This is a genomic window from Mycolicibacterium sp. lyk4-40-TYG-92, assembly GCF_030209435.1.
Classification (GTDB): domain Bacteria; phylum Actinomycetota; class Actinomycetes; order Mycobacteriales; family Mycobacteriaceae; genus Mycobacterium.
Genome location: NZ_JARVRX010000017.1, coordinates 22,309 through 36,139, shown reverse-complemented (window position 1 = coordinate 36,139; position 13,831 = coordinate 22,309). Strand labels below are relative to the sequence as shown.

The 13,831-nt window shown below is 68.1% G+C and carries 13 protein-coding genes and 1 tRNA gene; 9 read left to right on the top strand and 5 right to left on the bottom strand.

The features are described from left to right. Positions 1–32: 32 nt before the first annotated feature. Together QRN63_RS22455 and QRN63_RS22450 are read left to right on the top strand one after the other, a co-directional pair. Positions 33–1,046: a nitronate monooxygenase gene (locus QRN63_RS22455; protein WP_285032777.1), complete on the top strand. Its 1,014-nt coding sequence runs from the start codon at positions 33–35 to the stop codon at positions 1,044–1,046. Between the two features lie 20 nt (positions 1,047–1,066). Further along, complete coding sequence (locus tag QRN63_RS22450) at positions 1,067–1,564, top strand: DUF4232 domain-containing protein (protein ID WP_267315186.1); 498 nt, start codon at positions 1,067–1,069, stop codon at positions 1,562–1,564. On the opposite strand, the gene QRN63_RS22445 is transcribed toward QRN63_RS22450, so the two are convergent. From QRN63_RS22445 to QRN63_RS22435, 3 genes are read right to left on the bottom strand one after another with little or no spacing between them, the layout of a single operon-like run. Further along, on the bottom strand, positions 1,551–2,432 hold the full coding sequence (locus QRN63_RS22445) for a DUF4097 family beta strand repeat-containing protein (protein ID WP_285032776.1): 882 nt from the start codon (positions 2,430–2,432) through the stop codon (positions 1,551–1,553). The two genes, QRN63_RS22450 and QRN63_RS22445, sit on opposite strands and share 14 nt — an antisense overlap. 20 nt (positions 2,433–2,452) lie before the next feature. After that, positions 2,453–3,097 (bottom strand): response regulator transcription factor, encoded by a 645-nt coding sequence (locus QRN63_RS22440; protein WP_267315184.1) that lies wholly within the window; start codon positions 3,095–3,097, stop codon positions 2,453–2,455. Next, positions 3,085–4,398: a sensor histidine kinase gene (locus QRN63_RS22435; protein WP_285032775.1), complete on the bottom strand. Its 1,314-nt coding sequence runs from the start codon at positions 4,396–4,398 to the stop codon at positions 3,085–3,087. The genes QRN63_RS22440 and QRN63_RS22435 overlap by 13 nt, the downstream gene beginning before the upstream one ends. Positions 4,399–4,583: 185 nt before the next feature. Here QRN63_RS22435 and QRN63_RS22430 point away from each other — a divergent pair, with 185 nt between their 5' ends. Both QRN63_RS22430 and QRN63_RS22425 read left to right on the top strand, forming a co-directional pair. Continuing rightward, complete coding sequence (locus QRN63_RS22430; protein WP_285032774.1) at positions 4,584–5,480, top strand: LLM class flavin-dependent oxidoreductase; 897 nt, start codon at positions 4,584–4,586, stop codon at positions 5,478–5,480. Next, positions 5,477–6,724, top strand: coding sequence for an amidohydrolase (locus QRN63_RS22425; protein WP_285032773.1), 1,248 nt, complete (start codon positions 5,477–5,479; stop codon positions 6,722–6,724). Before QRN63_RS22430 ends, QRN63_RS22425 begins: the two co-directional genes overlap by 4 nt. On the opposite strand, the gene QRN63_RS22420 is transcribed toward QRN63_RS22425, so the two are convergent. Next, a complete protein-coding gene (locus QRN63_RS22420) occupies positions 6,664–7,155 on the bottom strand; it encodes a hypothetical protein (RefSeq protein ID WP_285032772.1) in 492 nt (163 codons plus the stop codon). The two genes, QRN63_RS22425 and QRN63_RS22420, sit on opposite strands and share 61 nt — an antisense overlap. Positions 7,156–7,334: 179 nt before the next feature. On the opposite strand from QRN63_RS22420, the gene QRN63_RS22415 reads away from it, so the two are divergent. After that, entirely contained in the window at positions 7,335–7,988 is a 654-nt protein-coding gene (locus QRN63_RS22415) for a DUF1942 domain-containing protein (RefSeq protein WP_285032771.1), read from the top strand. 163 nt (positions 7,989–8,151) lie between these two features. Here QRN63_RS22415 and QRN63_RS22410 read toward each other — a convergent pair. After that, a tRNA-Arg gene (locus tag QRN63_RS22410) sits at positions 8,152–8,224 on the bottom strand. A gap of 146 nt (positions 8,225–8,370) precedes the next feature. Between QRN63_RS22410 and argS the strand changes: the two genes are divergently transcribed. From argS to thrC, 4 genes are read left to right on the top strand one after another with little or no spacing between them, the layout of a single operon-like run. Continuing rightward, a complete protein-coding gene (gene argS, locus QRN63_RS22405) occupies positions 8,371–10,023 on the top strand; it encodes an arginine--tRNA ligase (RefSeq protein ID WP_267315179.1) in 1,653 nt (550 codons plus the stop codon). Next, a complete protein-coding gene (gene lysA, locus QRN63_RS22400; RefSeq protein ID WP_285032770.1) occupies positions 10,020–11,417 on the top strand; it encodes a diaminopimelate decarboxylase in 1,398 nt (465 codons plus the stop codon). The genes argS and lysA overlap by 4 nt, the downstream gene beginning before the upstream one ends. Beyond that, positions 11,414–12,733 (top strand): homoserine dehydrogenase, encoded by a 1,320-nt coding sequence (locus tag QRN63_RS22395; RefSeq protein ID WP_267315177.1) that lies wholly within the window; start codon positions 11,414–11,416, stop codon positions 12,731–12,733. The genes lysA and QRN63_RS22395 overlap by 4 nt, the downstream gene beginning before the upstream one ends. Next, complete coding sequence (gene thrC / locus QRN63_RS22390) at positions 12,733–13,830, top strand: threonine synthase (RefSeq protein ID WP_267315176.1); 1,098 nt, start codon at positions 12,733–12,735, stop codon at positions 13,828–13,830. Before QRN63_RS22395 ends, thrC begins: the two co-directional genes overlap by 1 nt. Position 13,831 lies beyond the last annotated feature (1 nt).

The following is a 13,831-nucleotide window of genomic DNA, read 5'->3' as shown; positions in this document are numbered from 1 at the left end:
GTGTGAGCGCTCCCGCCTGTCATGATTGAGATATGGCGTTCGACCTGCGTGAGCTGGCTGTTCCGGTGATCGTCGCGCCGATGGCCGGTGGGCCGTCGACGCCTGAGCTGGCGGCGGCCGGTACGACCGCCGGGGGCCTGGGATTCGTGGCCGCCGGCTACCTGACGGCCCAGGCGCTCGCCGACCGCATCACCGCCGCGCGCGCACTGACCGCCGGCCCGCTCGGCGTGAATCTCTTTGCCTCGCAGCCCAGTACCGTCCAGCCAAGCGAGATCGAGCGCTACGCCGCCGAACTCGTCGGCGAAGCCACCCGCTACGGGGCCGTGCTCGGCGACCCGACGTTCAACGACGACGACTGGGCGGCCAAGCTCGATGTCGTCACCGACCTGCGGCCCGACGTCGTGTCCTTCACCTTCGGCGGGCCCACTGTCGAAGAATGCGCACGGTTGCGGCAGGCCGGCATCACGACGGTCGCGACGGTCACCACCGTGAACGAGGCCCGGCTCGCTGTGTCGTCCGGGGTCGACGCCCTCGCCGTGCAGGGCCCCGGTGCCGGCGGCCACCGCGGCACCTACGACCCGCTGGCCGCGCCCGCCACCCAGCCGCTCGCCGAGCTACTGGCCGACGTGCTCGCCGCCACGGAACTGCCCGTCGTCGCCGCCGGCGGCCTGATGACCGCCGATGACGTCGCCGCCGTGCTGGCCGCCGGTGCGGTGGCCGCACAACTGGGCACGGCGTTCCTGCTCGCCGACGAGTCGGGCTCCAGCCCGGTGCACCGCGCCGCGCTCGTCGACCCGCGGTTCACCGAAACCGTTGTCACCAAGGCATTCTCGGGACGCTACGCGCGCGGGCTGCGCAACCGGTTCATCGATGAGCACGACGCGCAGGCGCCGCTGGGCTATCCCGAGGTGCACTACCTCACCAGCCCGGTGCGCAAGGCGGCGGTGGCGGCCGGCGATCCGCACGGGACGAATGTGTGGGCGGGTACCGGTTTCCGGGAAATCCGGTCGGGGTCGGTCGCCGACATCATGGCCGGGCTCGTGTGAAGGACGTGAAAGGAGCAGGCATGCGAACCGTTGTCGCGATCGGTTTGGCGGTCGCCTGCGCCTGGCCGATCACTGTCGCTCATGCCGACCCCATCCCGGTACCACGCTGTGCCAGTGCGCAATTGACGCCGAGCCTCGGGCCGCCCGACGGTGCCGCCGGGACGACGTTCTATCCGGTGATCCTGAAGAACTCCGGTGCCGCCCCGTGCAGCATGTCGGGCTATCCGGCGGTCTCGTTCATCGCGGGCTCCGACAACCACGCGGTCGGCGTGGCCGCGAGTCAGGACGCCGAGACGGTCATCGGTGTCGTGGTGATCGAACCCGGCCAGTCCACCGCGGCGAACCTCGGCATCGTCAACGCGGGAAACTTCCCGGCCGACTGTGATGCCGTGCCGGTCAGCGGTTTACAGGTCAACCTGCCGGGCGACACCGAGCCGATCATCATCGGACACGCTGACACCGCTTGCGCCAGTCCGGCGTACCCGACGCTGCGGGTGGGACCGTTCACCGGCGCGTGACGATGGAGATGCTGCCTTCCGGTGCCCGCGCGGTGACCTGCGCAACGGCACGAGACGCATCGTCGGTCTGGGGCACCCGCACCTGTGCGTGATCACCGGCCTGGGCTCGGACCAGATACGGTCCACCCTGCGGCAGGGTGATGTCGACGTCGGAGCCCTGGCTCGTGACATCGACGGTGCGCGGGGCGGTTTCGCGGAAATCCACGGCGACGTGGCCGTCGGCGGAGTCCGCGAGGAAAGCGTCCGTGACGACGATCGGCTCGCGCGTCTGCACATCGCCGCTCTGGGTGTGGATCTCGATCCGCCGGGCGTTGCCCCCGAGGATCACCGCACCGTCGGTGTTGTGGACGGTCAGCTGATCGAGCTCGGTCAGGCTCAGCATTACGCCGACCTGTTGTTTGGTGGTGACCGAAAGCCGGTGTGCGACATCAGGCGGCAGCGTCACCATGATTTCCCCGGGCGGGCCGAAGTCGAACAGCGGGGACGGGGTGCCGGTCACGGTGAGGTTGACGGCGCCGCCGTTGCGGGTGACCTGCAAGGCCTGGTGGTCGTCCTTTGCGGTGTTGAGCAGGCGCATCCGGACCCGCGGCTCGTGGACGTTGCGGTCGCTGGTGATCCTGATGGCTGTCGGCAGATCGCCGGTGTCGATCGTCAGGGAGCTGAAGTCGGCGGGCAGGGTTTCGGTTTCGGCGGCGACGCGCACCGAGCTGATGCCCCAGGCCAATCCGCCGAGCCCGGCGGCTGCCGAAAGCGTCACCACGATGGCGGTCACCACCAGCAGCGAGCGCATCGCCGACCGGCCACCCGGGGTCAGCTCCGGCGGCGCGGCGGTGTCGATGGGCGGTACGGTATCCAGATTCGAAGTCATGGGAAAGTCCTTTTCTCTCTTCAGGATTCGAGATAGCGCAAGACGGCGAGTACCCGCCGGTTCTCGCTGTCGTCGGGGGTGAGGTCCAGCTTGGTGAAGATCGACGCGATGTGTTTTTCCGCGGAGCCGATCGAGATGTGCAGCAGTGCGGCAATGGCCGAATTGGTCTTGCCCTCCGCCATCAGCTGCATCACTTCCTGCTCACGCGGGGTGAGCACCGCGAGGGTGGAGCGGCGGTGCGTGCGCACCAGGATTTGTGACACCACCTCCGGGTCCAGGACGGTGCCGCCGGTGCCCACCGTGGTGACGGCGTCCAGGAACGCCGGGACATCGGCGACCCGATCTTTCAGCAGGTATCCGAAACCCTTTGTGTCCGAGGCGATCAGGTCGGCCGCGTACCGTTCCTCGACATAGTGCGACAGCACCAGCACCGGTGACTCGGGATTCTGGCTGCGGAGCAGGGCGGCGGCGCGGATGCCCTCGTCGGTGAACGTCGGCGGCATCCGCACATCGACGATGACGAGGTCGGGGTTGTGCTCGTTGACGGCACGCAGCAGCTCTGTGGCGTCGGGCACCCCGGCGAGCACGTCGTGGCCGGCGTCGATCAGGATGCGCTCGATACCCGCGCGCAGCAGGGCCGAATCCTCGGCGATCACAATGCGCATGGCAGTACCGCCGTCACGGTCGTCGTTCCGGTTTCGGGACTCGAGACGGCGAAGGTGCCCCGCGCCGCACGCACCCGCTCACCGAGTCCGCGCAGGCCCGTCGTGTCGTCGCCGGTGGTCTGGGCGCCACCGATACCGTCGTCGAACACCGAGATGTGCAACTGGTCGGTGGGCTCGTGGTAGCGCACCGTGACGACGGCGTGGGTCGCCTTGGCGTGCTTGGCGATGTTGGTCAGCGACTCGGCGACGACGAAGTACGCGCACGACTCGACCTCATCGGAGAAGCGTTTCGGCAGTTGCACTTCCAGCGTCACCGGCACCCCGGCGGTTTCGGTGCGCTGCACCACTGCGGACAGGGCCGCGTCCAGGCCGCGGTCGGCCAGGATCGTCGGCGCGATGCCGCGCACCACGTTTCGCAGTTCGAGGAGTGCGGCCTTGGCGTCGTCGTGTGCCTCGGCGATCAGCTTGCGGGCCTCGGGGAGGTCCGTGTCGAGTTTGGTCTGGGCCAGTCCGATCGTCATGGCCAACGACACGAGCCGGGGCTGCACACTGTCGTGCAGGTCGCGTTCGATGCGGTGCCGTTCGGTGGACGCCGACGACACCGCGCCGCGGCGGGCCTGGTGCAGCGCACTGACCTCGTGCTGCAGCGCCGCCGTGGGCGATGCCGGCAGCAGCCACCGGTCGACGGCGGCGTCCACTCGGGGCCCGAACACCAGGATGGCTGCCGCGGCGGCCAGCGCGATGACGGCCAGCAGCCAGGACAGCGGCGGGGAGATGAAGCTCAGTCCCGCAGCGGCATCGCTGTTGTGGATCGCGTTCGCCGCGGCAGGACCGATCAGTGCGAAGGCCAGCAGGGCGAACGCCAGCCCGACCGCGAAGATGTCGAAAACCATGCGCAGGTAGCTGTGTGCCAACACCTTCCAGAACCTGCCGCTGCTGACGTCCAGCCAGAGTTGGTGGGCCCAGCCCTGAAAACCGCTGTAGGGCGTCAGCTTTCGGTACGGGATGGCGATGCCGAAGCCGAATACCGCCTCGCTGCGCAGCCGTTCCACCCGGTCGGTGGCGCGGACGGCGTAGACGAACACCACACCACCGAACACCGTCCCGATCACCGAGGGGATCGACGTGACGGCGAGGATGAGCAGGGACAGCGGTATCCAGAACCAGATCATGCCGGCGAAGGCGCCGACGATCATCGACGACGTGGGGACGACACCGAGGTCTGACGGGCGCCGCACGGGCGGTGCCGTTGTCGGTTGTGTCGGCTGGGCCGACGCGGGGTCTGTAGCAGTTGCGACCATGCCTCCAACTTAGGCACCGGCCCAGTCCGGGGACACGGCGTTTTCCCGCGACATCTGTGGGGGTAAACCCCCACCGGTTCGCCCTGTACGGGGCTGTGCCGGCCTGCCCATGGACGGAGTCCGGCCGGCCAAGACGGCACCCCGCGCTGGACGCGCATGCCAGAATCGGCTGTGTGCAGATCGGGATGACGATGCCAGTGATGGAGCCCAACCTCGATGCGGCAACGCTGACGGCGTGGGCAAGAGTGATCGACGGCGGGCCGTTCTCGTCCCTGTGCTGGGGTGAGCGCATCGCGTTCGACAATCCCGATTCACTGACTCTGCTCGGCGCACTGGCCGCCTGGACCGACCGCGTACGGCTGGTCACCACGGTGATCGTCCCGCAATTGCACGATCCGGTGATGCTGGCGAAAGCACTTGCCACGGGCGACATGCTCAGCGGTGGGCGGCTGACGGTCGGTATCGGCGTCGGGGGCCGGCACGAGGACTACAACGCCGTCGGCGCCGACCCCAAGACCCAGACCATGCGCGGCATGGCCGAGCGCGTCGCGCTGATGAAACGGGTGTGGGCGGGGGAGAAGGTCACCGAATCCGTGTTGCCCGTCGGCCCCGAGCCCGTGCAGCCGGGCGGCCCGCGATTGCTCGTCGGCACCATCGGTCCGAAAACGGTACGCAGCGCGGCCAATTGGGCGGACGGCATGGCGGGCACCACGCTGGACCTCAACGTGGAGCGCGAGAGCGAACTGTTCGACGTCGCCCGGGAGGCATGGGCCGCGGCGGGAAAACCCAAGCCGCACTTGGCCACCTCATTCTGGTTCGCCCTCGGAGAGAAAGACGAGGCGCGTGACCAGGTGCACCGGCATCTGCGCCGGTACATGAACTGGATTCCCGAGGAATACGTCGACGCGATGGCGCCGACCACGGGCTGGGCCGGCACCGAAGACGAATTGCTCGACGTGCTGCAGAAATTCGATGACATCGGCACCGACGAGGTGCATCTCATTCCGACCAGTTCGGACATCGACCAGCTGCGTCGGGTGGCCGACGTGGTCAAGGACTTCACCGGAGAGGCAGCGCTATGAGTCGTGCGACGGACGTGCTGGCCGGCTTGCCCGAGGTGCGGGGGTGGCAGGAGGACCTGTACCGGGACCTGCACGAGCACCCGGAGCTGTCACACCAGGAACATCGCACCGCAAAGCTGGTGTCGGACAAGCTGACCGAGCTCGGCTACCAGGTGACCGACGGCATCGGTGGCACCGGCGTCGTGGGCATCCTGCGCAACGGCGACGGCGCGTCGGTGCTGATGCGCGCCGACATGGACGCGCTGCCCGTCGCCGAGGCCACCGGATTGCCCTACGCCAGTACGGTGCGCGGCACCGACGCCGCCGGCAAGGACGTGCCCGTCATGCACGCGTGCGGCCACGACGCCCACGTCACCTGTCTGCTCGGCGCGGCCGCGCTGCTGGCCGAGGGGCGAGATCACTGGCAGGGCACCGCGATTGCGCTGTTTCAGCCGGCCGAAGAGGTCGGTGGAGGTGCCGCCGGCATGGTCGCCGACGGGCTGGCGGACGTCGTCGGCAAGGTCGACGTGGCGCTGGGTCAGCATGTCGCTCCGGCGCCGGCCGGATACGTCGGCACCCGCAGTGGGCCGGTGATGGCCGCGGCCGACAGCATCCGCGTGACGGTGTACGGGCGGGGCGGCCACGGGTCCATGCCGAACGCCACCATCGATCCGGTCGTGCTGGCCGCGATGATCGTGATCCGGCTCCAGACCATCGTGTCGCGCGAGGTTGCGCCGACCGAGACCGTCGTGCTCACCGTCGGCAGCATCAATTCGGGCACCAAGAGCAACATCATCGGTGACCACGCCGTGCTGGAACTGAACATGCGCACCTACGACGAGGCCGTGCGCAGCGCGGTCATCGCGGCCGTCAAGCGCATCGTCGTCGCCGAGTGCCAGGCGTCGGATTCACCGAAGGAGCCGGAATTCGAGTTCTACGACCAGTTTCCGGTGACCGACAACGACGCGGCCGCCACCGAACGGGTGCATGACGCGTTCGTCGAGCAGTTCGGCGACCGCGTGCTGGCCATCCCGCAGGCTTCCGCGAGTGAGGATTTCAGCGACATCCCGCGGGCGCTCGGTGTGCCGTACACCTATTGGATGTTCGGTGGTATCGATGCCGCCGAATTCACCCGCGCCGCCGAAGCCGGCCGGATCAATCAGGACATCCCGGTGAACCACTCGCCGACCTTCGGCCCGGTGATTCAGCCGACGCTCGACACCGGGACCGAGGCGCTCGTGGTGGCCGCGCTGTCCTGGTTGTAGTCCTTTGGGCGGTAGGCGATCTCGAACAGGCACGCGGCCAGGACGCAGAGTGCGATGGCTTCGATCATCTGGATGATCAGCATCGTCCACGTGGTGTGTGCGACGGCGACGAAGAACTGCATGTTGGGGATGACGACGAACAGGCCGCCCCAGACGCCCCACCAGGCGGCCTTGCCCAGCCCGCGGCGCGGGTACAGCCGCAGGAACAAGAAACACAGCATCGTCAGCTGCAGGACGTACGTGAACCCGAGAAACGGGAACAGGTCCAGGATTTCGGCCAGCGGGCGCTGCGGATAGTCGGCCGCCGGGTAGCTGTTGCCGAACAGTGCCGGTCCCGCGGTCTTGTGGAAGACGACGTCGAGGATGAAGGTCAGGACCGACACCGGCACCGCGACCACCAAGAAGCGTCCCCACCCGAATTGCTTGCCCATGACGTCCTTCCGATCTCGAGATTCGGACCGTTCCTATCCCGGTTGGACACGCAGCGGATGCCGATGTCCCGGCAGCCGGGCGATCACGGACCGGTTGATCTGGTCGAAGTGCGTTTGACCTGCGGTGCAACGAGGTAACCTCCGCGTGGAGACTGCCTGGAGCACGAAGGGGAGTAACGGTGAAGATCAAACTTGTAGCCCCGGTCGGCATTGCCGCAATCGCGGTCGGACTGGCCGGCATGACGGCCGGCCACGCTTCGGCGGCCAACAACATCAAGCCGTACGGTCAGCAGGAGGCGCTGAACGAAATCGGCTACACGGTCAAGGGCCTCCACCCGAGTTCGGACCCCGTGCCGCACAGCGGCCAGCTGTACTCGGCGACAGTGAAAGTCGAAGGGCTCGGCGGCTGGGCCAACCCCATCACCGCGTTCTTCAACGCCCGAGCGGAGAGCGGGGTGAACTACCGGGTCATCGGCGGCGGTCTGCCGTCTGCGCCGCCCGGCGGGACCGCGACCGGGAAGGTCTACTTCGACGTCGTCGGCGACGTGCCCAACAGCGTCGTCTACAACGACGGCATGCAGGACCTCATGGTCTGGGTTCCCGGCGCACCGGTGGGTGGCACTCCAGGCGAGGCTGTGGACAACGAAGAGGGGCCGGTCGGAACCAGCGAGATCATCAGCGCGCCACCTGCCGAGAGCGCACAGCCCGCCACGGGAACCCCAACCGGAGGCAATCTGTTCACCCCTGAAGTCATCGCGCCGTCGCCGTTCGAGCTCACCCCAGCCGATGTGGCTGCACCTGGGTACAACTCCGGTGGTGGTGGCCGTCGCTGAGCCTGCCGGCGCCATGCCGCAGGTCGCCAACGCGCGGTGGCCAGGGCTGCGGTTCGTCGGTTCATGATCCGGTCCGTCGTCGGTGAGTACAGACCGCGCCGGACGGCTCAGGGCTTCTTGGGGCGGCGCGGCGTACGGAACCGTACGTGAAAGTTTGATTGGGTGCCCCCGGCAGGATTCGAACCTGCGGCCTTCTGCTCCGGAGGCAGACGCTCTATCCCCTGAGCTACGGGGGCGCTTGATGCTGGCGAGCCAGCGGCGCCGTTGGGCGATCACAGACTAGCGCATCGGTGGCCCGCCTCCCGAATCGGTGCGGTGTGCCTACCGACCAGCAGACGACCGATGACAAGCGTGAGCAGCTCAGCCCATAGGATGGACCCCCGTGACCCCCGCCGATCTGGCTGAACTGCTGAAGAACACCGCCGCCGCGGTCCTGGTCGAACACGGCCTGGACATCGCCGCGCTGCCCGAAACAGTGGCCATCGAGCGTCCGCGTAACCCCGAACACGGCGATTACGCCACCAACCTGGCGCTGCAGCTGGGCAAGAAGGTCGGCGTGAACCCGCGTGACCTGGGCGAATGGCTGGCCGAGGCGCTGATCAACGCGGACGGCATCGCTGACGCCAGCATTGCCGGTCCCGGCTTCGTGAATCTGCGCATCGAGGCGTCCGCGCAGAGCGTCGTCGTCCTCAACGTGCTGGGCGGCGGGGCCAGCTACGGCACGTCCGAGGAGCTCAAGGGCCGCCACATCAACCTCGAGTTCGTCTCGGCGAACCCGACCGGGCCCATCCATATCGGCGGCACCCGCTGGGCCGCCGTCGGTGACGCGCTGGGCCGCCTGCTGGCCACGCAGGACGCCACCGTCGTCCGCGAGTACTACTTCAACGACCACGGCGGCCAGATCGACCGTTTCGCCCGCTCGCTGGTCGCGGCCGCCAAGGGCGAGCCCGCGCCGGAGGACGGCTACGGCGGCGACTACATCAAGGACATCGCGGCCGACGTCGTGGCCAAGCGGCCCGACGCGCTGAGCCTGCCGGCCGACGAGTGTCAGGAAGTCTTCCGCGAGCTCGGCGTGGATTTGATGTTCGGCCAGATCAAGCAGTCACTGCACGACTTCGGCACCGACTTCGACGTCTACACCCACGAAGACTCGATGCACACCTCGGGCCGGGTGCAGCAGGCCATCGACAAGCTGCGCGACAATGGCTCCATCTACGAGCAGGACGGTGCAATCTGGTTGCGCACCACCGACTTCGGTGACGACAAGGACCGCGTCGTCATCAAGAGCGACGGCAACCCGGCGTACGTCGCCGGTGACATCGCGTACTACCTGGACAAGCGCCAGCGCGGGTTCGACCTGTGCATCTACATGCTCGGTGCCGACCACCACGGCTACATCGGCCGTCTGAAGGCCGTCGCCGCCGCGCTCGGTGAGGACCCCGCCACCGTCGAGGTGCTGATCGGCCAGATGGTCAACCTGCTCAAGGACGGCCAGCCGATGCGCATGAGCAAGCGCGCCGGCACGGTGATCACGCTGGAAGACCTGGTCGACGCCATCGGCGTCGACGCGGCCCGCTACGTGCTGATCCGGTCGTCGGTGAACAGCCCCATCGACATCGACCTGGGGCTGTGGGCCAGCGCGTCCAACGAAAACCCGGTCTACTACGTGCAATACGCGCACGCCCGGTTGTCGGCCCTGGCGCGTAACGCCGCCGACCTCGGCCTGCAGGTGGACCTCGGACACCTCGATCTGCTGAGCCACGACCGCGAAGCCACCCTGATGCGCACCATCGGAGAGTTCCCGCGCGTCCTCAAAACCGCTGCGGCCCTTCGTGAACCGCACCGCGTGTGCCGGTACCTGGAAGACCTGGCCGGTGACTACCACCGGTTCTACGACTCCTGCCGCGTCCTCCCGATGGGCGACGAAGAGCACAACGACCTGCACCGGGCCCGGCTCGCACTGTGCGCGGCCACGCGCCAGGTCATCGCCAACGGCCTGCACATCCTCGGCGTCAGCGCTCCGGAGCGGATGTGAGCGGGCAGCCGACCGGCAACGTGGTGCCGGAGAAGCCGCGGACGCCCGACGAGGTCAACCTGTTGGCGCCGAATGTCTGGCCGCGCAACCTCGTTCGCAACCCGGACGGTCAGGTCAGCGTCGCCGGTGTGACGGTCAGTGCGCTGGCCGAGCAGTTCGGCACGCCGTTGTTCGTCATCGATGAGGACGACTTCCGGTCGCGCTGTCGCGAGATCGCCGACGCCTTCGGCGGCGGCGAGCACGTGCACTACGCCGGAAAAGCGTTCCTGTGCGCCGAGATTGCGCGCTGGGTCGCGCAGGAGGGTCTGTGCCTCGACGTCGCCACCGGCGGCGAGCTGGCCGTGGCCCTGCACGCCGAGTTCCCCGCTGAACGAATCACGGTGCACGGCAACAACAAATCGGTTCCGGAGCTCACCGCCGCGGTCAAGGCCGGTGTCGGGCACATCGTGCTGGACTCCGAGATCGAGATCGAACGCCTGGAGGCCATCGCCGGTGCCGCTGGTGTGGTGCAGGACGTCCTGGTCCGCGTGACCCCGGGCGTCGAGGCACACACCCACGAGTTCATCTCCACCGCTCACGAGGACCAGAAGTTCGGTCTCTCGCTGGCCAGCGGCGCGGCGATGGAAGCGGTGCGCAAGGTGTTCGCCACCGACAACCTGCGGCTGGTCGGCCTGCACTGTCACGTCGGCTCGCAGATCTTCGACGTCGCCGGGTTCGAGATCGCGGCCCACCGCGTCATCGGCCTGCTGCGCGACGTCGTCGCCGAATTCGGCGTCGAGAAGACCGCGCAGATGTCGGTCATGGATCTCGGTGGGGGACTGGGCATCTCGTACCTGCCGAGCGACGATCCGCCACCCATGAAGGAACTCGCCGACAAGCTCAAGGCCATCGTGAAGGCCGAATCCGAAGCGGTCGGCCTGCCGACACCCAAACTGGTCGTGGAGCCCGGCCGCGCAATCGCCGGCCCCGGCACCATCACGCTCTACGAGGTCGGCACCGTGAAAGACGTTGCCGTGTCGGCCGACAAGTACCGGCGCTACGTCAGCGTCGACGGCGGCATGAGCGACAACATCCGGCCGTCGCTGTACGACGCCCAGTACGACGCCCGGCTGGTGTCGCGCGCCGGCGATGCCCCCGCGACGCTGGCCCGCATCGTCGGAAAGCACTGCGAGACCGGCGACATCATCGTCCGCGACACCTGGGTGTCCGAGGATTTGGTGCCCGGTGATCTGTTGGCGGTCGCCGCCACCGGCGCCTACTGCTATTCGATGTCCAGCCGGTACAACCTGCTGACCCGGCCCGCCGTCGTCGCGGTGAAGGACGGCAACGCCCGTCTGATCTTGCGCCGGGAGACCGTCGAAGACCTGTTGAGCCTGGAGGTGAGTGGTCAATGAGTGAAAAGCCAATCGGCGTAGCAGTTCTCGGACTCGGGAACGTCGGGACCGAGGTGGTCCGGATCATCAACGACAGCGCCGACGACCTGGCTGCTCGCATCGGTGCGCCCCTGGAGCTGCGCGGCGTCGGCGTCCGCAAGGTCGCCAAGGGCCGCGGTGTGCCGGTCGACATGCTGACCGACGACATCGAGGCGCTGGTTTCGCGCGACGACGTCGACATCGTCATCGAGCTCATGGGTCCCGTCGAGCCGGCCCGCAAGGCCATCATGGCGGCGCTGGAGCAGGGCAAGTCGGTGGTCACCGCCAACAAGGCGCTGATGGCGCAGTCCACCGGTGAACTCGCCCAGGCGGCCGAAAAGGCGCGCGTGGACCTGTATTTCGAGGCTGCCGTCGCCGGTGCGATCCCGGTGATCCGCCCGCTGACCCAGTCGCTCGCGGGTGACGTCGTGCTGCGGGTCGCGGGCATCGTCAACGGCACCACCAACTACATCCTGTCGGCGATGAGCGAGACCGGCGCCGATTACGCCGACGCGCTCGCCGAGGCCGGCGTGCTGGGTTACGCCGAGGCCGACCCGACCGCCGATGTCGAGGGCTATGACGCCGCGGCCAAGGCCGCCATCCTGGCGTCCATCGCGTTCCACACCCGGGTCACCGCCGACGACGTGTACCGCGAGGGCATGACCAAGGTCAGCGCCGCGGACTTCGAGTCCGCCAAGGCGCTGGGCTGCACCATCAAGCTGCTCGCCATCTGCGAGCGCCTGACCACCGGCAAAGGTAAGCAACGGGTTTCGGCCCGCGTCTATCCGGCGCTGGTGCCGCTCGAGCACCCGCTCGCTTCGGTCAGCGGCGCGTTCAACGCGGTCTTCGTGGAGGCAGAGGCCGCCGGTGAGCTGATGTTCTACGGCCGCGGCGCCGGTGGGGCACCGACCGCGTCGGCCGTCATGGGTGACGTCGTCATGGCCGCGCGCAACCGCGTTCAGGGTGGCCGTGGTCCGCGCGAATCCAAGTACGCCAAGCTGCCCATCGCGCCTATCGGTGCGATCGAGACCCGCTACTACGTCAGCATGAACGTCGCGGACATCCCGGGTGTGCTGTCTTCTGTCGCAGCCGAATTCGCCAAACGCAAGGTGAGTATCGCCGAGGTCCGCCAGGAGGGTATGGAGGACGAGTCCGGGCAGCGCAGCGGCGCCCGCATCGTCGTCGTCACCCACCGGGCCACCGACGAAGCTCTGTCGGAAACCGTTGCGGCCCTTGCCGATCACGAAGCAGTGCAGAGCATCAACAGCGTGCTGCGTATGGAAGGAACGAGTAAGTAATGACTGGGGCGAGCGAAGCGACGGGGAAGAGTCCAGTGCACAAGCCGTGGCCCGGCCTGATCGAGGCCTACCGGGATCGTCTGCCCGGCACCGAGAATTGGACGCCGGTGACCCTGCTGGAGGGTGGCACCCCGCTCATCCACGCCAAGCGGCTGAGTGAACAGACCGGCTGCACAGTGCATTTGAAGGTCGAGGGACTCAACCCGACCGGTTCGTTCAAGGACCGTGGCATGACCATGGCCGTCAGCGACGCCGTGGCCCGCGGCCAGAAGGCCGTGCTGTGCGCGTCCACCGGCAACACCTCGGCGTCGGCGGCGGCCTACGCGGCGCGCGCCGGCATCACCTGCGCGGTGCTCATCCCGCAGGGCAAGATCGCCATGGGCAAGCTGGCACAGGCAGTCATGCACGGCGCCAAGATCATTCAGGTCGACGGCAACTTCGACGACTGTCTGGAGCTGGCCCGCAAGCTGACCGCCGACTACCCGACCATCGCGCTGGTCAACTCCGTCAACCCGGTCCGCATCGAGGGCCAGAAGACGGCGGCGTTCGAGATCGTCGACGCCCTCGGCACCGCCCCTGACGTGCACTCGCTGCCCGTCGGCAACGCCGGCAACATCACTGCCTACTGGCGCGGGTACAGCGAATACCACCGGGACGGCGTCTCCGACCGGCTGCCTCGCATGCTCGGCACGCAGGCTGCCGGCGCGGCGCCGCTGGTGCTCGGCGAGCCCGTCAAGAACCCCGAGACCATCGCGACCGCGATCCGAATCGGTTCTCCGGCTTCGTGGGACGGCGCCGTCGCGGCCAAGGAACAGTCGGACGGCCGCTTCCTCGCCGCCACCGACGAAGAGATCCTGGCCGCGTACCACCTGGTCGCCAAGGCTGAAGGCGTGTTCGTCGAGCCGGCGTCGGCCGCCAGCATCGCCGGTCTGCTCAAGTCCATCGAGGACGGCTGGGTCAAGCCCGGCTCGACCGTGGTGTGCACCGTCACCGGCAACGGCCTCAAGGACCCCGACAACGCCCTCAAGGGCATGCCCGAGGTCAAGGCCATCCCCGTCGACCCGACCGCCGTGGTCGAACAGCTCGGACTGGTCTGAC

Excerpts from the sequence above, each read along its gene's own strand:
- QRN63_RS22430 (WP_285032774.1), top strand. The coding sequence starts at position 4,584 with ATGACGATGCCAGTGATGGAGCCCAACCTCGATGCGGCAACGCTGACG.
- thrC (WP_267315176.1), top strand. The coding sequence starts at position 12,733 with ATGACTGGGGCGAGCGAAGCGACGGGGAAGAGTCCAGTGCACAAGCCG.
- QRN63_RS22440 (WP_267315184.1), bottom strand. The coding sequence starts at position 3,097 with ATGCGCATTGTGATCGCCGAGGATTCGGCCCTGCTGCGCGCGGGTATC.
- QRN63_RS22435 (WP_285032775.1), bottom strand. The coding sequence starts at position 4,398 with ATGGTCGCAACTGCTACAGACCCCGCGTCGGCCCAGCCGACACAACCG.
- QRN63_RS22445 (WP_285032776.1), bottom strand. The coding sequence starts at position 2,432 with ATGACTTCGAATCTGGATACCGTACCGCCCATCGACACCGCCGCGCCG.
- QRN63_RS22425 (WP_285032773.1), top strand. The coding sequence starts at position 5,477 with ATGAGTCGTGCGACGGACGTGCTGGCCGGCTTGCCCGAGGTGCGGGGG.
- QRN63_RS22420 (WP_285032772.1), bottom strand. The coding sequence starts at position 7,155 with ATGGGCAAGCAATTCGGGTGGGGACGCTTCTTGGTGGTCGCGGTGCCG.
- QRN63_RS22455 (WP_285032777.1), top strand. The coding sequence starts at position 33 with ATGGCGTTCGACCTGCGTGAGCTGGCTGTTCCGGTGATCGTCGCGCCG.
- QRN63_RS22450 (WP_267315186.1), top strand. The coding sequence starts at position 1,067 with ATGCGAACCGTTGTCGCGATCGGTTTGGCGGTCGCCTGCGCCTGGCCG.
- QRN63_RS22395 (WP_267315177.1), top strand. The coding sequence starts at position 11,414 with ATGAGTGAAAAGCCAATCGGCGTAGCAGTTCTCGGACTCGGGAACGTC.